The 21,406-nt window shown below is 62.0% G+C and carries 24 protein-coding genes and 1 tRNA gene; 19 read left to right on the forward strand and 6 right to left on the reverse strand.

All coding sequences use genetic code 11. The features are described from left to right. Genes BV95_RS08040 through BV95_RS08050 form a run of 3 tightly spaced genes read left to right on the forward strand, consistent with a single transcriptional unit; the run spans position 1 to position 2,554 of the window. Positions 1-705 (forward strand): metallophosphoesterase family protein, encoded by a 705-nt coding sequence (locus BV95_RS08040; RefSeq protein WP_234703121.1) that lies wholly within the window; start codon positions 1-3, stop codon positions 703-705. After that, positions 702-1,685 carry an ATP-grasp domain-containing protein gene (locus tag BV95_RS08045; protein WP_037449798.1) on the forward strand — a complete coding sequence of 328 codons (984 nt, stop codon included), beginning with the start codon at positions 702-704 and terminating at the stop codon, positions 1,683-1,685. Before BV95_RS08040 ends, BV95_RS08045 begins: the two co-directional genes overlap by 4 nt. After that, positions 1,682-2,554 (forward strand): NAD-dependent epimerase/dehydratase family protein, encoded by an 873-nt coding sequence (locus BV95_RS08050; RefSeq protein WP_037449801.1) that lies wholly within the window; start codon positions 1,682-1,684, stop codon positions 2,552-2,554. The genes BV95_RS08045 and BV95_RS08050 overlap by 4 nt, the downstream gene beginning before the upstream one ends. 172 nt (positions 2,555-2,726) lie before the next feature. On the opposite strand, the gene BV95_RS08055 is transcribed toward BV95_RS08050, so the two are convergent. Next, entirely contained in the window at positions 2,727-3,299 is a 573-nt protein-coding gene (locus BV95_RS08055; protein ID WP_037449869.1) for an outer membrane protein assembly factor BamE, read from the reverse strand. A gap of 87 nt (positions 3,300-3,386) precedes the next feature. Between BV95_RS08055 and BV95_RS08060 the strand changes: the two genes are divergently transcribed. The 3 genes from BV95_RS08060 (at position 3,387) to dinB (ending at position 5,601) form a co-directional block, all read left to right on the forward strand. Next, a complete protein-coding gene (locus tag BV95_RS08060) occupies positions 3,387-3,917 on the forward strand; it encodes a ubiquinol-cytochrome C chaperone family protein (RefSeq protein ID WP_037449804.1) in 531 nt (176 codons plus the stop codon). Next, positions 3,914-4,438, forward strand: a complete 525-nt coding sequence (locus BV95_RS08065; protein WP_013848078.1) for a DUF177 domain-containing protein — start codon at positions 3,914-3,916, stop codon at positions 4,436-4,438. Before BV95_RS08060 ends, BV95_RS08065 begins: the two co-directional genes overlap by 4 nt. A gap of 83 nt (positions 4,439-4,521) precedes the next feature. Continuing rightward, entirely contained in the window at positions 4,522-5,601 is a 1,080-nt protein-coding gene (dinB, locus tag BV95_RS08070; RefSeq protein WP_037449808.1) for a DNA polymerase IV, read from the forward strand. Between the two features lie 66 nt (positions 5,602-5,667). Here the strand turns inward: dinB and BV95_RS08075 are convergent, their stop codons facing one another. Continuing rightward, positions 5,668-6,480 (reverse strand): DUF1134 domain-containing protein, encoded by an 813-nt coding sequence (locus tag BV95_RS08075; protein WP_037449811.1) that lies wholly within the window; start codon positions 6,478-6,480, stop codon positions 5,668-5,670. Positions 6,481-6,710: 230 nt separating this feature from the next. Here BV95_RS08075 and BV95_RS08080 point away from each other — a divergent pair. Then, a tRNA-Ser gene (locus BV95_RS08080) sits at positions 6,711-6,802 on the forward strand. 186 nt (positions 6,803-6,988) lie between these two features. Continuing rightward, positions 6,989-7,114 carry a hypothetical protein gene (locus BV95_RS24735; protein ID WP_267880729.1) on the forward strand — a complete coding sequence of 42 codons (126 nt, stop codon included), beginning with the start codon at positions 6,989-6,991 and terminating at the stop codon, positions 7,112-7,114. A gap of 193 nt (positions 7,115-7,307) precedes the next feature. On the opposite strand, the gene BV95_RS08085 is transcribed toward BV95_RS24735, so the two are convergent. Further along, on the reverse strand, positions 7,308-10,973 hold the full coding sequence (locus BV95_RS08085; RefSeq protein WP_234703122.1) for an autotransporter outer membrane beta-barrel domain-containing protein: 3,666 nt from the start codon (positions 10,971-10,973) through the stop codon (positions 7,308-7,310). Positions 10,974-11,588: 615 nt separating this feature from the next. Here BV95_RS08085 and BV95_RS08090 point away from each other — a divergent pair. Beyond that, complete coding sequence (locus BV95_RS08090) at positions 11,589-12,275, forward strand: type IV toxin-antitoxin system AbiEi family antitoxin domain-containing protein (protein WP_037449817.1); 687 nt, start codon at positions 11,589-11,591, stop codon at positions 12,273-12,275. Further along, on the forward strand, positions 12,268-13,119 hold the full coding sequence (locus tag BV95_RS08095) for a nucleotidyl transferase AbiEii/AbiGii toxin family protein (protein WP_037449820.1): 852 nt from the start codon (positions 12,268-12,270) through the stop codon (positions 13,117-13,119). The genes BV95_RS08090 and BV95_RS08095 overlap by 8 nt, the downstream gene beginning before the upstream one ends. A 336-nt stretch (positions 13,120-13,455) precedes the next feature. Here the strand turns inward: BV95_RS08095 and BV95_RS08100 are convergent, their stop codons facing one another. Beyond that, positions 13,456-13,638 (reverse strand): hypothetical protein, encoded by a 183-nt coding sequence (locus BV95_RS08100; RefSeq protein WP_037449822.1) that lies wholly within the window; start codon positions 13,636-13,638, stop codon positions 13,456-13,458. Between the two features lie 58 nt (positions 13,639-13,696). Continuing rightward, a complete protein-coding gene (locus tag BV95_RS08105) occupies positions 13,697-14,389 on the reverse strand; it encodes a CDP-alcohol phosphatidyltransferase family protein (protein WP_037449824.1) in 693 nt (230 codons plus the stop codon). Between the two features lie 385 nt (positions 14,390-14,774). Between BV95_RS08105 and BV95_RS08115 the strand changes: the two genes are divergently transcribed. The 7 genes from BV95_RS08115 to BV95_RS08145 all read left to right on the forward strand — a co-directional run bounded on the left by BV95_RS08115 (position 14,775) and on the right by BV95_RS08145 (position 18,384). Further along, entirely contained in the window at positions 14,775-14,990 is a 216-nt protein-coding gene (locus tag BV95_RS08115) for a hypothetical protein (RefSeq protein ID WP_037449829.1), read from the forward strand. Further along, positions 14,987-15,229, forward strand: a complete 243-nt coding sequence (locus BV95_RS08120) for a hypothetical protein (RefSeq protein WP_037449831.1) — start codon at positions 14,987-14,989, stop codon at positions 15,227-15,229. The genes BV95_RS08115 and BV95_RS08120 overlap by 4 nt, the downstream gene beginning before the upstream one ends. Positions 15,230-15,563: 334 nt before the next feature. Next, on the forward strand, positions 15,564-16,649 hold the full coding sequence (locus BV95_RS08125; protein WP_037449833.1) for a sensor histidine kinase: 1,086 nt from the start codon (positions 15,564-15,566) through the stop codon (positions 16,647-16,649). Further along, positions 16,646-17,023, forward strand: coding sequence for a response regulator (locus BV95_RS08130; protein WP_037449836.1), 378 nt, complete (start codon positions 16,646-16,648; stop codon positions 17,021-17,023). Before BV95_RS08125 ends, BV95_RS08130 begins: the two co-directional genes overlap by 4 nt. Positions 17,024-17,195: 172 nt before the next feature. Then, a complete protein-coding gene (locus BV95_RS08135) occupies positions 17,196-17,402 on the forward strand; it encodes a cold-shock protein (RefSeq protein ID WP_037449838.1) in 207 nt (68 codons plus the stop codon). A 2-nt stretch (positions 17,403-17,404) separates the two neighbouring features. Further along, positions 17,405-17,665, forward strand: a complete 261-nt coding sequence (infA, locus tag BV95_RS08140; protein WP_037449840.1) for a translation initiation factor IF-1 — start codon at positions 17,405-17,407, stop codon at positions 17,663-17,665. Between the two features lie 473 nt (positions 17,666-18,138). Continuing rightward, entirely contained in the window at positions 18,139-18,384 is a 246-nt protein-coding gene (locus tag BV95_RS08145; protein ID WP_037449842.1) for a hypothetical protein, read from the forward strand. Between the two features lie 3 nt (positions 18,385-18,387). On the opposite strand, the gene BV95_RS08150 is transcribed toward BV95_RS08145, so the two are convergent. Continuing rightward, positions 18,388-18,618 carry a hypothetical protein gene (locus tag BV95_RS08150; RefSeq protein ID WP_037449845.1) on the reverse strand — a complete coding sequence of 77 codons (231 nt, stop codon included), beginning with the start codon at positions 18,616-18,618 and terminating at the stop codon, positions 18,388-18,390. A 246-nt stretch (positions 18,619-18,864) separates the two neighbouring features. Here BV95_RS08150 and BV95_RS08155 point away from each other — a divergent pair, with 246 nt between their 5' ends. Continuing rightward, positions 18,865-20,691, forward strand: coding sequence for a cation:proton antiporter domain-containing protein (locus BV95_RS08155; protein ID WP_037449848.1), 1,827 nt, complete (start codon positions 18,865-18,867; stop codon positions 20,689-20,691). A 152-nt stretch (positions 20,692-20,843) separates the two neighbouring features. Then, complete coding sequence (locus BV95_RS08160) at positions 20,844-21,251, forward strand: YegP family protein (protein WP_162179728.1); 408 nt, start codon at positions 20,844-20,846, stop codon at positions 21,249-21,251. The last annotated feature ends 155 nt before the right edge of the window (positions 21,252-21,406 follow it).

Raw genomic sequence — 21,406 nt, forward strand, 5'->3', positions numbered from 1 at the left:
GTGTTGACCGATATCCATGCCGCCAGCGAGCCGTTGCAACTCGCGCTCACCGCTGCGCGGCGGGAGGGGTTCGACCGGATGCTGATCCTGGGTGACCTGCTCACCTATGGCGTGCAGCCGCTGGAGACGCTGGAACTGGTGCAGGGCGCGGCGGCGCGCGACGGGGCGATCCTGATCAGCGGCAATCACGACCTGCTCTATCAGGGATCGGCCGCTGCGGACGCCTATCGCGCCGACCTGCCAGACTGGCTGCGGGAGAGCGTGGACTGGACCGACGCCCATATCCCGCCCGGCTGCATGAAGGCGTTCGACTGGCGCGAAAGCTGGACGCAGGGGCCGCTGTTCGCCGCCCATGCCAACCCCTTCGATTTCGGCGACTGGCGCTATATCCGTTCGGCGCGGGAGGCGGAGGAAGCCGCCGCCACGGTCGCGGCGCGGGGTTTTCTCTACGGCTTGTTCGGCCATGTCCACCGGCATCGCCGCTATGACTGCCGGGCGGCCACCATCTTCACCCTCGCCTCGCTCGGCCAGCCCCGCGACGACCGGGACCGCATGCCGAAATGGGCAATGATCGAGATCAGGGGGGAGCTTGTGACCATCGAAACCCGCGATATCGATTTCGATCCGGAGGACCAGATGCACGCGATCCGCGCCACCACCCTGTCCGCCCCCACGCAGGAGCGGCTCTGCCGGTTCTTCGCATGAAGATTTTCGTTACCGGAGCGGGCGCGGTGCTGGGGCAGGGCATTATCAAGTCGCTGCGGCAATCGGCGCTGGATTGCCGGGTGATCGCCGCCGATCCCAATCCGCTTTCCTCCGGCCTTTACTGGGCGGACGGGGCCTATCGCCTGCCCTTCGCCGATGACCCGGCCTTTGGCGACCGCATCCATCAACTGCTGGACCAGGAACGGCCGGACGTGGTGCTGGTCGGAACCGATGTCGAACTGTCCTGGTTCGCCGCCGAACGCCACCGGCTGGAGGCGCTGTTCGGGACGCATGTGCTGGTCAGCGATCCTCGCGTCGTCGCCATCGCCGACGACAAGCTGGAAACGGCGCGCTTCTTCGAAAGCGTCGGCCTGCCTCACCCTGCCTCCGCCGCTGGCGAGGATGAGGAAGCGGTCGAAGCGCTGATCACCAAGGTCGGCTTTCCGCTGGTGGTGAAGCCCCGGATCGGCGCGCGCTCGGTCGGCGTGTCGGTGGTGCATGACCGCGCCGGACTGGCATCTGCGCTGGAGGGACGCGGCGGGCTTGTCGTGCAGCAATGCGTGGGCAGCGCCGATTGCGAATATACCGCGTCCACCCTCGTCTTCGATGGCGAGGTGCAGGCGTCCATCGTGATGCGCCGCGACCTGCGCGACGGAAACACCTATCGCGCCTATGTTGGCGACTATCCGGAACTGAACGATCAGGTGCGGACGCTGGGCCGGGCGCTGCAACCCCATGGCCCCGCCAATTTCCAGTTCCGCACCGACGCCGACGGCACCCCCCGCGTGTTCGAGATCAACGCCCGCTTTTCCGGCACGACGCCGCTGCGCGCCATGGCGGGCTTCAACGAGGTGGAGATGTGCGTGCGGAAATTGCTGCACGGCACGCCGATCGTCCAGCCGCCGGTCCGTCCGGGGGTCATATTGCGCTATCTGGACGAGATGTTCGTGCCGCATGAGCGCATCGACGCGGTGCAATGAGCGGGTCGTTCCCCCTGCTCGCCCTGACCGGCGGTTCGGGCTTTGTCGGCCGCGCTTTCGCGCCCATGGCGCGCCGGGCAGGCTGGCGCATCCGCCATCTCGGCCGCCGCCCGCCGCCCGATGCCGATCCGGCGGACGAATGGGCGTTTCTCGATCTGTCGGCGGTGGAGGATGTAGACCTTTCCGGCTGCGCGGCGCTGGTGCATCTCGCTGCCCATATCCCCGCCCATCATGGCGACCCCGCCGAAGCGGAACGCTGCTGGCGGATCAACGCGCTCGGCACGCTGAAACTGGTCGATGCGGCGATCAGGACGGGCGTGCGGCGGATCATGCAGGTGAGCAGCGCCAACGCCTATGCGCCGACTCCGGAATCGCCGGACGAACATGCGCCCCTCTTTCCGGGCAGCAGAGGCTATTATCTCGGTTCGAAGGTCTGTCAGGAAATCTATGCGGCGGATCGTTGTCGGGGGGAACATGTGCTGCTCCAGACGCTGCGGCTGGCGTCGGTCTATGGGCCGGGCCAGCAGAGCGGCGCGCTGGCCGTGATGGCGCAGGCAGCCGCCAGCGGTGGGCCGATCCGCGTGCATGGCAGCGGCGGGTTCGGGGCCGATCTCGTCCATGTGGACGATGTGGCGCGGGCCATGCTGCTGCTGCTGGGCAGCGAGAATGCGGGGGCTTTCAATGTCGGCAGCGGCGTTCGCACGACGATTGCGGAACTGGCGACCTTGCTGGCGGAGCAAACGGGCGCGCCGGTCGTGCATGATGACGGTGTGGGCAAGGAGGATTGGGGCTTCCCCGCCCTCAATATCGATCGACTGCGGGCATTGGGATGTCAGCCGACGCGCTTGGCTGACGGCTTGAAACTGTAGGAGCGGCGCTGTGCCTAAAATCCTCCCTACGCGAAGCGTGGGGAGGGGGACCGCGCGAAGCGTGGTGGAGGGGAAATTCGGAGGTCATGCCCCATTCCCCTCCGTCGACGCTACGCGCCGCCACCTCCCCATCTCCCGATGGGGAGGAATAGGAGAGGTCAGCCTACAGCCTCTAGCTCCCGTTCGGCCCGCCGGTGTTGCTGCCGCCGCCGCCGCCGCCACCGCCCATGCCACCGGCGCCGACCGCGCCGATATTGCCGAAAATCTCGTCGAACAGGCTGCGATGGCGGCCCAGCGTCGGCGTCTTGTCGCCCGAAGGGGAAATCTTCGCCACCTGCTCCAGCCCCATGCGGTCCACCGCCACGACATTGCCCGCCGCGTCGAAGCGGACATGCAGCACCGTCTGCGCCACCGGCTTAGGATTGGAAAAGGCCAGCGCGCGCATGTCGCGCGACACATAATACCAGTCCTGATCGCCGAACTGCGCGACGAAGCTGGGTCGACCCAGCGTGCCTTCCACCGATGCGCGGTTGTCGATGCCCGGCTGCACCGAATCGACCAGCAGCTTGTCGACCTGATAGCCCTGATGGGTGCGGATGCGCGCGCAACCCGACGCGCCCAGCAGCAGCGCGCAAAGGCCCGCGCCAAGCAGGATCCGCCCGCTGCGGGATTGGCGGCTGAACTGGCGCATGAACTTCTCCTGCGGGGGCACGCCCCGGACCTTGTCGAAAAACAAAGCCGCCATTGCATCGGGCGGCTGGCCGATCAATATGGAAATGCGTGGGCCTCGGCAAGGGGCCGCCTTTCGGTTCAGCCAGGAAACTATTTCGTCATGCCCAGCATCTTCCAGCGCCTGTTCGCGCCAAGCGACCCCAGGGACGCGATGCGCACCCTCTACAACGCCATCGTCGCGGAGGGACGCCAGCCCCATTGGTATGTGAAGGGGCAGGTTCCCGACACGATGGACGGCCGCTTCGACATGATCGTCGCCATCCTCGCCCAGGCGCTGATGCGGCTGGAGGCGCTGGGCGCAGCGCAGGAAAGCGTCTGGCTGACCGAATTGTTCGTGGACGACATGGACGGCCAGTTGCGGCAGGAAGGGATTGGCGACGTCGTCGTCGGCAAGCATATCGGCCGCATGGTAAGCGCGCTGGGCGGGCGTCTGGCGGCCTATCGCGCCGCATTGTCGGGCGAAGCGGACCTCGGTGAAGCAGACTTGGGCGAAGCGATTGCCCGCAACCTCTATCGCGGCGAAGCGCCCTCCGCCGACGCGCTGGCGCATGTCGAATCGCATCTGCGGTCGCGCTGGGTCCGGCTCGGCTGCGTCAGCCGCGATGCGCTGATGGCGGGAGACCTTGGATGAGCGCCGCGCCCGAATTTTCGCGACCCGTGCGGGTCGACCAGCTTGCCCGCCATGCGCAGCCGGTGACCATCACAGCCGACGCCGCCGAACGGGAGGCATTGGCGAAGCGATTCCACCTGCTCGCGCTCGACCGGCTGGAGGCGGACTATGCGCTAAGCGAGGAAAATGGCGCGATCTACGCCAAGGGACGGGTGCGCGCCGATCTCGCCCAGCCCTGCGTCGCCACCGGGGTCGCCGTGCCGGAAGCGGTCGACACCGATTTCCTCCTGCGCTTCGTCCGGGAAGGGGAGGATGCGCCCGAAGGCGACGAACTGGAACTGGATGCCGAGGATTGCGACACGATCGGCTATGACGGCCTGGTCCTCGACATGGGCGAAGCGGTGGCCGAGACGGTGGCCCTGGCCATGACCCCCTATCCGCGCGCGCCGGAAGCCGACGCCGTCCTGCGCGAAGCGGGCGTGCTGAGCGAGGAGCAGGCCAGTCCCTTCGCCGCTTTGCTGTCGCTCAAGGACAAGAAATGAGGCTGGCGCGGGCTGCCCGATAGCCTGCGCCTGTTGCCACGCCGAGGGCTGCCTTCCGGCTCGCCCTGTGGCATAACGCCCCCATGGAAACCCCGCCGCGCAAGATCATCCATATCGACATGGATGCCTTTTACGCGTCGGTCGAACAGCGCGACGACCCCAGCCTGCGCGGCAAGCCGCTGGCGGTGGGCGGCGGCGGTCCCCGCGGCGTGGTCGCCACCGCCAGCTATGAAGCGCGCAAATATGGCGTCCGCTCCGCCATGCCCGGCGCCAGGGCGCGGCGGCTCTGCCCCGACCTGCTGTTCGTCCGCCCCCGCTTTGAGGTCTATCGCGCCGTATCGGCCCAGGTGCGGGAGATATTCTCGCGCTTCACCGACATCATCCAGCCGCTTTCGCTGGACGAAGCCTATCTCGACGTCACGCGGAACAAGCCGGACATCCCTTCCGCCACGCGCATAGCCGAGGAAATCCGCCGCCTGATCCGGGAGGAAACCGGCCTCACCGCATCGGCGGGCGTTTCCTACAACAAGCTGATCGCCAAGCTGGCGTCGGACCAGAACAAGCCCGACGGCATTTGCGTCGTCCGGCCGGAGGAGGGCGCGGCCTTCATCGCCAAGATGCCGGTGCGGCGCATCCATGGCGTCGGGCCGGTGACGGCGAAACGGATGCAGGCGCTGGGCATAGAGACGGGCGCGGATTTGCGGGCGCGGGATCTCGCTTTCCTCCAGCATCATTTCGGCAGCGCCGCGCTGTTCTATTATCGCGCATCGCGGGGGGAGGACGACCGCCCCGTGCATGAGCGGCAGGAACGCAAATCGGTGAGCGTGGAGGATACTTTCTTCGACGATCTGACGGCGGAGGATGCGCTGATCACGGAAATCGATCGGATCGCGGAGAATCTCTGGGGCCGGATCGAAAAGAGCGGCGCCTATGGCCGGACGGTGGTGCTCAAGGTCAAGTTCGCGGATTTCCGCATCATCACGCGATCGAAGAGCTTCGGCGGCCCGGTGCGCTCGCCCGACATATTGGCGGAGACGGGCCGGGCCCTGCTCCGGGCGCAACTGCCGCTCCGCATGGGAGCGCGGCTATTGGGGCTGGGCGTGCACAATCTGGATCATGAGGAACCGGCAGAGGTCGGCGGACAACTCAACCTCTCCTTATAGGAACGGCCTAAAAGTCCTCCCCACGCTTTGCGTAGGGAGGATTTTCAGGCCCACGCTCCAAATCCCTCAGAAGGGCAGCCAGTTCCGCTTCTCGGTGAACTTCATGTAACCGGCATTGACGCCCAGACGATACCCGACGCCCAGCCGGATCGGGATCAGCACCACGCTGCCCCAGCGCAGATAGCTGGCGGTGAAACCGCCCACCAGATAGGCGGTGCCTTCCGCCGCGGGGAAGCGGTGATAAAGATCCTGCGTGTCATAGAGGTTATAGACCAGCACGAAGGTATTGGCCGCGTTGCCGCCCACGTCGAAGCCGATGGACGGCCCGGTCCAATAGACTTCCCGCTTGCCCTCCACCTTGTGATTCAGCGTGCCGGATCCGTAGCGCAGCCCGACCACGAACGCGCCCGACGCCTCGCGCCCGGCGATATAGGCGTTGGGACGGCCCTGATCCTTCAATATCTTCTCGATGATGCCGGCCAGCCCTTCCGCGCCCTTGCCGAACACGCCCTCGGCCGCGCCGATCAGATCGTCTTCCTGGTAGGAATCGCCCGGAGCGATCGCCGCCGGGGGAGAGTTGGCCGTCACCGGCGCGCCTGTCGCGGTCGAACCGGCGCTGGCGGGAGGTGGGTTATAGGCCGCGCCATTGTCGGCGGGGACGCCGCTGCCGGACTGGACGGCAGGATCGACGCCCGGATCGGTTGGGGTGCCGCCTTGCTGCGGCACGGGGGCCAGGTCCGAATCGATGGCGCTGTTGGGATCGACGGTCCGCACCTGCGCCTGCACGGCGACCGGCGTCAGCGCCATGCCGGCCAGCGCGACCGCCAAAGCGCCCGCGCGCGCTGCGCGGCCTGAAACCCGCCCCAAAAACCCGATCATGCCCGCTACTCCCCAAAGGACCCGCTCTTCAACCATATTTCAGATTATCGGGGAACAAGCTGAAACGACAATGAACGAACGGCGACCCGAGTCGATTCCGCGCCAGTCCGAATCTTCTTTTGGAAATAAGCGCGATTTTTCTCTGTTGGGGACCGTTGCCATGCATGAAACCCGCCGCTATAGGCCGACATCTAGCCACTGCTCACCTCATCCGGTGGGCAAATTCGTGCGGAGACGTGGGTGAGTGGCTGAAACCAGCGGTTTGCTAAACCGTCGTAGCCTTAAGGGGCTACCGAGGGTTCGAATCCCTCCGTCTCCGCCACCTTTCCATTATCCCTCATAAAACCCGCGCCTTTATCCCATGAGGAAAGGCGGCCTGCGGCCGTTGCGACAATTTTCCCTTGATTCTCAAAAGCCAGGCGCAACCCGTCCGTTTCGCATGCCTAACGATATATTGTGGCAACGAAAGCCGATGCTAGATTTCGCGCAAAATAAGAGGGAGAGGGTCGTGACTAGCTTGGTCAAGCGGGCATTTTGCCTGTTCCATCGCCGCCGCCATATTCGCCAGCGCCTTGAGCAAATCAGGCAGGAAAGATGCACTTCGGGTAGCAACAGCTTCACCGTGATCATGTGAGGCGGAGGGGACCGGGCGACAGCGCCGGTCCATCATCCTCGCTCCATTCCTCCAGCACCGAGATGTCATCCGCGATGGATTGCGGATGCAACGCTGCATGGCCGGATATGAGGGCACGCAAAGCGATCAGGCCACCCCTTCCACAGCCAGGCGCCAGCCTTTCTTCAGCCAGACCAATTGCTCTTCCGCAAGATCAAAATTGCCAGTTCAGCCCGGCCTGAAGCTGATGATTTTGCCCACTTCGCGCAATCGCGCCCCGATAACCGAGATTGATCTGCAACCGGTTGCGGATCGCGCCATGCAACCGCAATTCGCTGATCAGACTGTCGCGTGCAATCGGCAGGCCGCTGACCGCGAAACGCTGGCCGTCAAGGCCCGCCTGAACCACCGGCAGTTGATCTCCGAAAACATGCTGCCAGCCCGCCGAGGCGCGCACCGCGAGCCGAGCGCCTCCTACAGCCAGATCGAGGTCGCCGCGCGTGCCTGCGGTCGCGTAGCTGGTGCGCAGGGAATCCGCCTCCAGTTGCAGCGCCGCCGACGCGCCGCTTTCCTGCCCGCGACCGACATCCAGCCGCACATGCGCGATGCTGGCGAAGGGCTCGATCGATCCGGCCGCCGTCTCGATGCGATATGCGGTCTCCCCAAATATCTGCGCGGTCGTTGCGCGATACTGCGTGGCGACCCCATCGGCAAAACCGGAAAAGCGTACGGAACGCTGGACCGCGACATCCTGCCGGGCGAAGGCCAGCCCGCCGCGCAACGCCACCCGGCCCAGCGTCCCGCCGCCATAGAGCCCGGCGTGGTAGCTATCCACATCCGCCTGCCCCTCTCCCCTCATGCGATCGCGATTGTGACCGCCGATCATGCCAAGGCGAAAGCTGCTGTCGGGCGCCTGAACCTCAATGCCCATCAGTCCGCCCGACGAACTCTGGTCGAACCGCCCGGCATTGCCGTCGCTGCGCCAATGGCTCCAGGCGTCGAGCGCCTGCCCCCAATAGGTCAGCCCCGGACGGTCCGGAACCGTCCCACGCAGTCGGTCCAGCGCCGCATCACGCGACAGGCTGCTATTCTGGATCAATGCAGAACGCAGCGAGGCGTGAAATTCACCGGACAGTTGATCGAAGGCTTTGCGCGCCGTTTCGGCGTCACTCATCAACACGGCGTCCTGCACTGTGCTGCCCGCCGCCATCCTTTCCAGCGCCGCGCCGGTCGCCTGCTGGTTCGGGGATGCGGCGACAGCACTAAACCGGACGTCATTGCGATCCAGCCTCAACCTCACGCTGTCATGGCCATAGCGGATCGTAGGCGTCAGGAAGGCAAAGGTGGACGTAACCGCGTCGAACCGGCCCTGCACGCCGCCCTCCGCAAGCAGGATGACATAGGTGGAACTGGGCCGGTAATTGCCGTTGTTGCCGATATGGGCGACTGTGCCGCCCAGCGTCGCGACGCCGGTGACGATGATCGCATCCGCCGACGTGCCGAACGGATCGGCCTCCACCTCATAGCGGCTTCCCGGCGCGAAGGTCAGATCTCCCTCGACGTGCAGTGTGGCGATCCCTGGGCCGGGCCCGATCCTGCCGCCCGGAGCGACCCGGACGGACCCCAATGTACCGCGGCCAGCCAGTAGCGCGTTTGCCTCCACTGCAATCTGGCTGCCCAGCTTTCCGTCGACGACCAGGCGTCCGGACTGAAGTTGGGTGCTGCCGGTGAAGCCGGAGGAATCGCCGCTGAGGATCAATGAACCGCCGCCCGCCTTGATGAACCGCCCGCTGCCGCTGATCCGGCCGGAATAGCTGCTGCTGCCGGTCTCTGCGAACCGGAGTTCCGCGCCCTGCCGCAAGTCGGCATTGCCGGTAAAGCGGCTCGCGGCGGTCGCCAGCCGCCCCTCTTCCAATCGCCAGTCGAGCGAGCTGACACCGGTGAGCGTCAGCACGCCGCTGCCCCTTTTCACCATCGTCCCGGCGTTCCCATCGAGCGCCCGGATCGCGCCGGAAAAACTGCCATTGTCCCGCTGATCGAACACCACCGTCGCCGCATTGCGGATATTGCCGCGAAGCGCGCGGGCATCGCCGACCAGCGTGCCCCCCTCGACCTCGGTATCGCCCGTGTAGCTGTTGGCGCGGGACAGGATGAGCGTGCCCGCATCGCGCTTGACCAGGGTCGTGGCTCCGGACAGGGGCGCGGCGATTTCGGCGGTCAGGCTGGCATCCCACTCGCTGCCCGCGCCGACGCGGATGATCGTGCGATCCCCTCCAGCCAATGTCAGCGTGCCTCCCGACAGGACATAGCCGCCGGTCGCGAACTGCAATCCGCCCGTCTTTACCGCCCCGGCGCTGTTGTCGATCAGCACCTGCCCGCTATTGCCGGTGAAGATCGCAAAGCCATCGGCCTTTCCGGCCTCGTTGCTGGCCCCGTCCTGCCCGGTCCAACTGAGCGCTCCGTTGCGCCAGGTGCCGGGGCCGCCGTCCACCCGGCCATTGCCATAGCGGGTCGGGTCGCCGCCGTCCCAGAATTGCAAGGGGCGCGCCGCCGTGCCGGAAAGCAGATTCACCTGCCCCACGGTCGCGGTCTGGATCGAAAGGCTGTCGACAGCTTGACCGGGAGGCACCGCACCGATCTCCAGCCCCATGTCGGTGAGCCTGCCGCCATAGCTGAAGAGCCGATAAAGCCCTTCGCCCAGCGGCGCGCCATTGGCGACATGCAGCGTGCCGTCCAGCGTCAAATCGCCCGCCACATCGAACAGCGCCGGATCATTCGTCTCCCCAAATGTAGCTTGGGTGATCGAACCGGTGTTAAGTGCAAGATGTCCCATATGAAGCGTCGCCCCAGCCCTGCCCGTCAGGCGTCCACCCGTGGCGATCTCCACGGCCCCGACCTGCCCACGGCCGCCCAACACGCCGTTCGCACCGACATGGAGCGTGCCGCCCAGCGTGCCATCGACCCGCAGTGTGCTGTCGGCAATCTCGGTTCGGCCGGAGAAGGTGGACTGGCCGGTCAGGACGAGCATATTGGCTCCCCTGACGTCGAAACGGCCATTGCCTGAAAGGGCGTAGGGATAGATGGTTTCCGCCCCTGCCCCCTCGCCCGCATCGAAGGTCAGCCGTCCCGCCGCACCTATCTCGACATTGCCGCCAAAGCCGGCCGCGGGGGCCACAAGCGCGCCTTCCTCCACGCGCCAGTCCAGATTGCTGCCGCCGTCAAAGGTAAGCGTGCCCTCACCCCGTTTGATCATGAAGCCCCAGAAGCTGAACAGGCCGCTGACGCCCCCGGCGAAGAGTCCGTCCTCATGCTGATCGAAGATGACGGTGCCGCCATTTTCCAGATTGCCGCGGATCGAATCCGTGTTGCCGATCACCGTGCCGCCATCGACCCGCATATTGCCCTGATAGCTGTTCGCGCCGGTCAGGATGACCGTGCCGAAATCATTGAAGAACACGCTTCCATTACCGGTCAGTTCGGCGTCGATCCGCGTGGTCGCCCCCGCCGTCGAACGAACCGAGGTATAGGCACCGCCATCGAGTTTCAGTTGCCCGCCGGCAAGGCGATAGCCGTCCGTCAGAAAATGCATGCCGGTGACAGCCGGAACCCCTTCACTGTCGTCGATCGTTATCGTGCCGGCCTGGCCCTGAAAAACGGAGAAGGCAGGCACGGGTCGCATCGGCCCATTCACCGTGCCGCTGCTGTCGGTCCAGCTCGGATCGGTGGCGCTCCAGACGCCCGAACCACCGTCGATGACGCCATTCTCACGCTTGGCCGGATCGCTGCCATCCCAAAAGCGCAGCGCCGGTTGCGCTTCCGCGCCGTCAGGCACCATCATCAATCCGCCCACGACCAGCGCCGCGATACTGTCGCTCGCCAATCGTCCTGCTTTCGATACCGAATGCGCAATCGCTCCGTGCCGCCCTTCATCTCGCATCGGCGTAACCCCTTTTTTAAGAAGGCATTTTTTCCAGCCTCCTGAAGAGCCGCAACGACGCAATCGCTTTGCGCCATTGCGTTATCAATCTGCGGGGGAAAGATGGAGCGATCGCCGAACTCACCGCCAAGGCTGTTCAGGAAGGGGGTGGTGATGCCACGGGTCGGTGGCGGGCTCCGAGAACCATCAGCAATACCAACTTCTTGATGTGCTTTTGATGGTTCCGACGGGATGCCACCGGATGGTGTCTGCCGAAGTACGATCGAAATTTGCTGTGAACCAGCCGCTTGCTGGATCTCCCGGACGTAGCCGGAAGAACAAATGGTGCCCAGAAGAGGACTCGAAAACGAGCGATTTTGGCGCAGAAAACCGCCATTTCTTGAGAGCCATCACTACGCAATACCATGACCGATACCCTGGGACTTTTTATTGGGGCGGTTCGAGTCCCGACGTTCAAAATCATGTCGTCGGCAGATGATTCGACAAGGCTTGGTCGGTCATGCGAACGCGACTCATGAAATTCTTGAAACTTTCACATTTTGAAAGTATCTAGAATTTATGAATGCCCTTTCTGAACAGGTTTCAGGATCAAAGCTTGCTGAGCGGATCTTCAACGAAGATCAGCTTCGTGAGCTGCTGGGCGGCAGCGATGCCCGCCGTTATGCTCTGGTACATAGGGCCCTGAAGGACGGTTCGCTGATCCGTCTCAAACGGGCTACCTATATGCTGGGTCAGAGAACCAGCAACGATGCCATCCACCCCTTCGCTGCGGCACAGGCGCTCCTGCCGGGTAGCTATATCTCCTTTGAAACAGCTTTGGCCTATCACGGCTGGATTCCGGAAGCCGTCTTCACCACGGCAAGCGTTTCACCGAGCCGCAAGACGATTACCTATGATACGCCATCCCTCGGGCAATTCAGCTTTCACCCCCTGGCGCTCCGAGAATACCAGTTTCTGACGAGCGTGGATCGGGAAAAGTTCGGCAAACTTGCGGCTTTCGTCGCGCAGCCTTTGCGGGCACTAATCGATCTCATCGCCTTAAGAAAAGAACGCTGGTCCGGTCTGGATTGGCTCACCAAGGGTATGCGGATCGACGAGGATCGGCTGCTTTCGCTTAAGCGTAAGGATTTCTCGGCACTCCACCTCGTTTACAAACACAAAGCCGCCAACGATTTTCTCCATTCACTTGAAGACGCCATTCTGACGTACAAAGGCGCAGCCAAAGGACGCCTCGCGGATGATTGAAATCATTCAGGAGAAGCTTCGCCAATATCGAGCGACCAACGCGGTCGAGGAAGAGAATGCGACCAAGGAGATCATCCAGGAGATCGCTCTGTACGCGCTATGGCGTGGCGACTTTTTCGATGTTGCCCTTTTCCAGGGCGGCACGAGCCTACGTATCCTGCACCGTCTGCCAAGGTTTTCCGAAGACCTCGATTTCATGCTCCGGTCACCCAACCCCGAGTTCGACTGGGCACCATATCTCAAAATTCTGGTCGAGGTTTTCGCTCAGTTCGGATTGAAACTCGATGCCCAGCCGAGGGAAAGGATGGACAAGGCGGTTCGGGAGGCGGTGCTCAAGGATAATTCCATCGCGAGCCAGCTCGACCTGACCTTCGCGGGAACGGGACGTCGCAAGACCATCAGGATCAAGCTGGAAATCGACACCAATCCACCGCCCGGGTCCGGGGAAGCCAGCACCTTTCTCGATTTTCCTTCCGATTACGAGGTGCGGCATCAGGATCTGCCTTCTAACTTCGCATTGAAAATCCACGCGCTTCTTTGCCGAAGCTATCTGAAAGGGCGGGATTGGTATGACTTCTCCTGGTATGTCTCGAACGGGGTGCCTCCCAATCTGACGCACCTCCAAGCCGCCTTCATCCAGGCAGGCCCATGGGCGGGGCAGGAAGGCCTCAAGATCGACATGGCATGGCTGGAGGACACGCTGCGGAACATCATAGCCGCTATCGACTGGAAAGCCGCCGCCGACGACGTCAGGCGCTTCCTGCGCCCAACGGAGGCAAAGTCGCTGGAATTATGGAGCGACCGCTTCTTCCTCGCAAAGCTTGAGAAGATGGCGGCGGCGTGACTTGCTCATTCTGAATTGAGGAGCAGCGGCGTTTTGCCTCCATGCACTGACTGGTTTCCATGCCGCAGGCAGCAATGTTGACATTTTTCGCGATAGATTTGTCAGGTCGTTCTCCAGCTTGAACTGGACTGACAACCGCATTGCGATAGCGGTAGGGGGTTTCATGGCGTATTCGCAACTTCATGATCCCCCAATGCGTCAATCCGACGCATTTTAATTGCCCAACGCAATGTTATCGACAGCATAGCCCTCCTCGACTATGCGACCGACAGCCGCGCGATGCTGGCGATGTTCATACCGTGGCCCCGGACACCCGGACATGCGGATTGACCGCCTTCAAAATGCGGGCGGAAACAAATCCTGATCGGCATCGAGGCGCCGGTCTATCTCCGCGCCCAATTCGTCGAGTTGATCGAAGGAGGCGCCGATCTGGAAAATCGTGCCGTCATCCAGGGTCAGTCTCAGGTGATAGCTTTCGCCGTCGGCTTCAATGGCGAAATGGGCAAGGCGAGCGTTCATGACTGTCTCCGGCAAATATGCGATCCCAAGACCGTAAAAGGCGCAGCGCTCCTGCTCCTCACTTCGAGGTGCGGCGTTCCGCTTCCACAAGGGCAAGCCTTCTTCCCGTGACGAGCGTCTGGCCGATGAAGAGGACGATCAGGATCGAGCCAGCGGTTCCCACGAATATATCGAAGCCAGATAAGCGTCCAAAGAGACCCGGCGCCGTTCCAAGCACCATCATCATGACGGTCAGCCCAATGAGCATCAGGCGAAGTTCGGTCGGCCCGGCGGAGAGATATGAAAGCTTCAATTCGCCCAACACCCGCGCCGACAGAAAGGCATGGATGGACAAGAGCAGATAGCCCGCGAGCGCGACCATTGCGACATCCATCGTCACGAACGGGCTGAGGCCGATCCCCGCAAGGATGAGCAGCGTCGCCAGCCCATCGCAGCTATGGTCGATGAAATACCCATAGGAAGGACGCTCGATGCGCCGGTATCGCGCTAGGCTGCCGTCCATCGAATCGCCGAACCATTGCACGGCATAGCCCGCAATGGCGAGCAGCAGCCATGACGAGGCAATGTTGCTCGCGACATAGCCGGTAAAAATCATGATGGCGCCGACCATGCCGATTGCTGTCAGCCGGTCCGGCGTGACCCAGCGCGGCATCCGATGGCACAGCCAGTTGAGCAATTGCCGCTCATTAGCGGCAAGCCAGTTCTGTTGAATTCTAGATAGCGATTGAGGGGTTTGAAGCTGGATCGTCATACGCTTTCGATCATGGTTGGACAACGGGCGGGTCTGCGCCGATATCAACTGCCGCGACCCAGGACGCGCCAGCCAAGGAAAATCAGCACGACCAGCGATGCGATCAATGCTGCCTGAAGAGAGAAGAAATCTTCCTGCATGACGGCTCCCCAATGTGCGGGAGCACTCAAGTCTCTCTGTCGGATCGCGCGGAAGAAGAACCCGATTATCTTTCGTAGCAGCCCCATTCTCGCCGGAACAGAAGTTTTTGAAATCTACATGGCTTTATCCTGAGACGGGAACGATCCGCTATGCTATTAAACCATTATTGCGCGAAATTTGCTGCAAGCATTCGCCGTGACAGAGAGACCGTCGTGCTCCCGCTTGCCAGCCGAGGAGCATTCCCATGGAAGACCTGAATTATCTGCTGAAGCGCGAGCAGGAAGAATTGCTGCGCGCCCGGATCGCACATAGCCCTGTGGTTCGCATGACTCATCAGCGGCTCGCGCAAGGATATGCGGCGCGGATTTGCCGCCATCCTCATCCATATCGTTCCCGGCGTCCGGATGGCTCCGCATCGTTCAACCCCTTTCCGTTCAACGTCGAAGGCGGCGCGGCATGAGCAGGGTCGTCAATGTCTGGGCCACGCCGGAAGTCATCAAGGAAGCCTGCACCAAGCACGCTTTCCGGATATCCGCGGTGGAAGCGCTGGTTTCCGGTGGCGCAAGGGTCGTGATGCTCGATCCCAGGGATGCGGAGGCTTTTCGCATATTGATGAAGCACAAGCTGATCGACGGCGTCGTCAAGCGATCCGCGTCCCACATGGCGCGGCAATGGACTCCCTCGCTTCACAGGAAATAGCCATGAACTGGTTCGATTATCTCGACCGCCGCAGACAGCCGGAACTGAACCATGCCGATCCCGCCTTACGTCCCGACGAGAAAAATAAACATGAAGAGCAGGCGCGCGCCTAGCTCTGGCTGAGCGATAGGACCTCCCCTTGGATCACGCTAAAGCATGAGATTACCTGTCGGAGACCAGCATTTCTGCAAGACCAATCGGTACAGACGTGGCTCTGGAGAAAGTCCAGTAGGAAAGCGCATTCTATTCGGTGCGATGATGCTCGTCATTCCAGAAAATTCCATTCACATGGCCTCCTGATGTTGAAGAAGGCAGCGTCAGGAGATGCCATCATATGCTGAGTTTCCTGGAAGGCGGGGGATCGATAGCCGATGCCATCAGGTCGCATGATTGGTCGGACTCGCCTTTGGGGCCTCCGCAGACGTGGCCTCAAGAACTGAAGACCACGGTCGGGCTGGTTCTTGGCTCCCACTTCCCCCAATGCATCGTGTGGGGGCCCTCGCTCATAACGATATCGAATCATGCCTTTCTGCCAATCCTGGGAGATAAGCCCTCGGCCCTTGGTCGACCTTTCAACGAAGTCTGGAGTGAAGTATGGCCGTCGCTGATGCCGATGGTCGAAAAGGCTTTCAAAGGCGAGGCGACATATATTGAAGATTTTCCGCTCACCATCGAGCGGCATGGCTATCCAGAAAAGGTCCATTTTACCTTTTGCTATAGCCCGATCAGGGATGCCCACGGGCGGGTGCTGGGCATGCTCGATACGGTGACCGAGACCACGCACAAGATAGAGCTCCATGAGCGGCAGAAGATATTGTCCGGCGAACTTGGTCACCGTCTCAAGAATCTGCTGAGCATCGTTCAGGCTGTGGCCAGCCAGACGTTGCGCCAGTCGCTGGATCTCGAAACGGCCAACGAGGCTCTCGCCTTTCGACTTGCGGCCTTCGGACGCGCAGCCGATGTCCTTACGGCATCACATTGGGATGATGCCGACCTGGATACGCTCGTGCGGGGCGCGCTCGCGACTCATGGAAGCATTGCCGACCGGTTCAGGGCAAACGGCCCGCCCGTGCGGTTCCGTTCGGAGGTGGCGCTGGCGTTTGCCCTGGCTCTTCACGAACTGGTGACCAACGCTACCAAATACGGGGCGCTTTCGAACGAAACCGGACATGTGGACCTGAAATGGTCGGTTGAGCCGGGACCTAATGGCGAGGAGGGGCGTTTCAATCTGACCTGGAGAGAAATCGGTGGGCCTTTGGTCCAGCCGCCGACCCGGCGAGGATTTGGCTCGCTGATGATCGAGCGTTCGCTGCGGGGATATTTCCGAGGAGAAACGGCGATAAGCTACCATCCCGACGGACTCATATTTCAGATAGACGCGCCGCTGGCCGGAGCGCAGGCGGAAGGCATAGGGACTTGAAAGGTGATCATCTTGCAGGCAGCCGATCGATCCTTATTGTCGATGATGAGCCACTGATACGGATTGACGTGGCCGACTTTTTCACGGACCGGGGTTTCGACGTGTTTGAAGCGGAGAGCGCCGATCACGCGATCGCGGTGCTGGAAAAAAATCCCACCATCAGTGTGGTGCTGACCGATGTGCAAATGCCGGGTTCAATGGACGGTTTGAGGCTTGCCCACGTCATTCGCGGACGCTGGCCTCCGACATTGCTTGTGATTGTATCGGGTGCGGTCCCGCTCGGCGCTGCCGAGATGCCCTCACGCGCCACTTTTATAGCCAAGCCGTTCGATCCCCGCTTCGTGCTCGGTGAAATAGACCGACTAAGTGCCTAGCCGGTCAGACCATGCGTTGACTTTTTATCCCCTATAGCCCATATGGGAAGAGCTAACGTCGCCTGCGACGGAATTTGACCCCGCCTCGCGGCTTCTCCTTCCTTTCTCACGCCACCAGCTCCGCCAGCGCTTTTGCGGGCGGATTACCTGTTTTCGTGAAAGGAAACATCGCATGCCTATCGGTACCGTCAAATTCTTCAATCCAGACAAGGGTTACGGCTTCATCGCCCCTGAAAACGGCGGCGACGACAGCTTTGTTCATATCAGTGCGGTCGAACGCGCCGGAATGGTGACGCTTCAGAAGGACCAGCGGCTCAGCTACGAGATCGAGAATGATCGTCGGGGCAAGCAGTCCGCCATCAATCTCGAAGCGGCCTGAGATTGGCCAATGAGGACTTCATCGTCCTCGATGGCATTATTGAAGAAATTTTTCCGGATGGGCGCTTTCGCATCCATCCGGAGAATGAACTCCGGGTCATCGCCTATGCGGCAGACAAGATGCGCCATTCTCATGTGCGCCCTGTTGTTGGCGATCGGGTTTGGGTCGAGATGACTCTCTACGATCCGGACAAGGGTCGGATCATCTTTCGAGAGCGGGCACCCGTGCCGACAAGTGCAACGTCTCGCCCCAAGCGGCGATGATGTCGCGGCGCCAGTATAATCGACACGCGACCATTAAGATAATGGGTTGCTCATCGCCCCTTCGCAAATAATCGACCAGATTTACGCGCGCATTGGCGCGCAAGGATTTACATGATTTTCAAGAAAATTTTACTTCCTCTTTCCAGTCCGCAATCGGTTGGGCCTCTCAAAAAGAAATCCGCCCGGATGACCGGCTATCTCTCCCGGCAGGAACTGCGTCGGATTGTAGCCGAAATGGTAGGATAGAAGCCCATGTCAACATAAGGAAGCCCCCATATGTCCGCTAACAGCGATTTCTTTCTAGCCCGTGCTGCACAGAGCGCGCACGAAGCGTCGGAAACTGACCTGATGAATGTTCGGGAACGTTGCCTACGCTCCGAAAAAGCCTGCCGGGCCATGGCGAACCGGGTGCTGCGAAGCGAAAACGGACGAAAGCAGCAGGCGGGTCGCAAAATAATTCTTGGGCAATCCATATGAACCATAATTTTCGCAAACGTCGCGATACCCCCCGCCTTTCGCCCGAACAGGCTGACCGGCAGGGCCGCGTCTCGCATCTTGCGTTCATGACACTGGGACAGGTCGCAGCGATCGCGTTCCTCAATGGTTCCGATCCACAATTGGGCGGTCGGCCGCTCGACATTGCCATAGCGAGTCTCGACGGTTTCAAAGCTGTCGAGGCAGCACTGCTGGCGGGGCCTTCGGCAGCACAGCTAAAATAGGCATCAGTAGCGAGCAGGAACGATCCGTATGCGGTCGATTGCGCTGGAGGTTGCCCGCATCCGCGCGACGGCCGCCGATCGAACCTCTTCCATCAATGCGGCATCGTAACCGTCGGCCTCCGGCTGCATCTCGACATCGGTTTCGACCACGAGGATGATTCGCCGTTCGCGCCCATCGATTTCCCACTCATGCCAGCAGCGCGCGATATGGGGATGGTGCATTGTCTCGTCCATCTCGGTCTCCCATAGGCAAGCGGGAGCGCGATCGGGTCTCTCAGTCGATCGCAGCCTGCGGAAAATGCGCGAACGATTTTCGGAAAGTACAGGACCGGGCATAACAAAGCGAGCTATTGTCGATCGCGGGTCCATCGCAGAAACGCCGCATGGTGGGAGCAACCGCCGCGGGGCATCGTGACCATTCACGGCGGGTGCCCGACATTTTCGGCTCGCAATCGTGCGGTGCCTTAAGAAAGGCAGTCCATGCCGCATGACACCTCTTTGCTGACGACGATTGTCGCGGCCCTCGTGCTGGCTTTCGTCGGCGGCTTTGCGGCGAGCCGCCTCAAGCTGCCGCCGCTGGTCGGCTATCTGGTTGCGGGCATCGCGGTTGGGCCGTTCACGCCCGGTTTCGTCGGAGACGCCGGTCTGGCAAACCAGCTCGCGGAAATTGGCATCATCCTGTTGATGTTCGGGGTCGGATTGCATTTTTCGATTCGCGATCTCGTGTCCGTACGGCGGATTGCCGTACCGGGCGCCCTTGTGCAGATTTTTGCCGCCACTGCGCTGGGGGCAAGCGTAGCGTGCCTGTGGGGGTGGACGATCGGTGCGGGCATCGTGTTCGGCCTGGCGCTCTCGGTCGCGTCCACGGTCGTCCTCCTGCGCGCCTTGGAGCAGCGCAACATTCTCGATTCGATCAACGGGCGCATCGCGGTCGGTTGGCTCATCGTCGAGGATCTCGCCATGGTCATCGCACTGGTATTGCTGCCCGCCTTGGCAGGTATCCTGGGCAGCCCTTCGGAACCGGCGGACGATGTTGGGCGGATCGCCTTCGATCTGGTGGTGACACTCGTTAAGGTGGCCGCATTTCTGGCAATCATGATGATTGCGGGCAGCCGCGCGGTGCCCTGGATATTGGAGCGCGTCGCACGCACGGGATCCCGCGAACTCTTCACTCTCGCCGTGCTCGCCGCCGCGCTCGGCATCGCCTACGGCTCCGCCGTCCTGTTCGGGGTATCCTTTGCGCTTGGCGCGTTTTTCGCCGGCGTCGTGCTTAACGAAAGCGATTTCAGTCATCAGGCGGCTGCCGATTCCCTTCCGCTCAAGGACGCTTTCGCGGTTCTTTTCTTCGTATCGGTCGGCATGCTGTTCGACCCCGCCGTCCTCCTGCGCGCTCCGATCGGCGTGTTGGCGGTGCTGGCGATCATCGTCCTCGGCAAATCCATCGTGGCCTTTGGCATCGTCCTGGCATTCGGATACCCGGCGCGCACCGCATTCACCGTCTCGGCGAGCCTCGCCCAGATCGGCGAATTTTCCTTCATCCTGATCGGCCTCGGGGTGACGCTCGGGCTGGTCCCCATAGAAGCGCGGGACATGGTTCTCGCCGGAGCGCTGCTTTCGATCACGCTCAATCCGCTCGTGTTCCTTGGCACTGACCTTCTGGAGCGGTGGCTCCGGCAGCGGCCCCGGCTACTCGCGATGATCGAGAAGGAGGATGGCGGGGCCTTGTCGCATCTTCCGGACATGGCCGACGAAGGCGTCCAAAACCACGCTGTCGTGGTGGGCCACGGCAGGGTCGGTCGTCTCGTATGCAAAATTCTCGATGAACAGGGTCTGTCGTTCGTGATCGTGGACAAGGATCGCCGGCGTGTCGAAGGCCTTCGCGCTCGCGGCAAGCCCGCAATCTACGGCGAAGCCTCGGTCCCCGGCATTCTGGAGGCGGCCGGTACGGCCCGCGCCAAACTGCTGGTTATTGCCACGCCTGACGGATTCGAAACCAGGCGCATCATCGAGATCGCCCGGCAACTCAATCCCGCGATCGACACAACTGTACGTACGCACAGCGCTGCCGACATCGCCTATTTCGAAGAGGAAGGCATCGGGCTCGCCATCATGGGGACGCGCGAACTATCCTTCGGCCTGGCGGCATATGCGTTGCGCAGCTTCGGCCTTTCCAACGCTGATGCGGCAGACATCATCCAGCATGAACGGCTGTCCGGCGACGCGGGGGCTTATGAACGGCGTCCGGACATTCCGGCCCGTGACACGCCGGAGCTCAGGCAACGCGCGTTCCCGGACGAGCCGGGCTGACGATCCGATTGTCTGCCCGATCGCCTTGCACGAATTGATGCAAGCCCGATGGCTGAACCATGGTATGAAGCCTGATCACGCGATTTCCAGCCGCAAGCTCCCCTGTGACAGAGAGACTGATGTGCTCTCGCTTGCAACGCAGGAGGATGATGATGTCCGACTCCCTAGACCATTCCTTGCTCGACGGCTTTCGGAATTATGCCGCTGAGAATGCCGATGCCGACATGCATGAAGAGACTGAAGGGCAATCCCGTACCGGTCACGCTTCGCGGGCGCTCGATGATGGAGGCTTGCGCGGGAAGGCGCCTTGGCGCTCCATTCCGCTCTGGGTTTCCAACGACCGTGCCGAAACCTATTTCGAGATCTACCAGCTTATCCCCGCCCCGGCCCCTTTCCTTCGCGGTGAGGCGGCGGAATGGCGGTGGCGCTTATGCGCGCCCGATGGCCAAGTCCGTGCATCCAGTGGCGCCTACACCAATGTGGAAGATTGTCGGGATGCGATCGACGCGCTGCGACGCACTGCGGGAGGGGCAAGGGTTCGGCAGGCGAGCAACGCCTGATGCGGCAACTATGTGTTGATTGCCACTGAGAGTTGACCCGGGATTTCCACCGAGAAGTGACCCGCCTGAAGGTTATGTTTCGGATATCATCGGTGGGTCAAGATGGGGTTTTCTCCTTTCGGGATTTGCCCTGCTGGGCAGAGCTGTTTTTGAAC

The organism is Sphingobium chlorophenolicum (assembly GCF_000722875.1).
Taxonomy (GTDB): domain Bacteria; phylum Pseudomonadota; class Alphaproteobacteria; order Sphingomonadales; family Sphingomonadaceae; genus Sphingobium; species Sphingobium chlorophenolicum.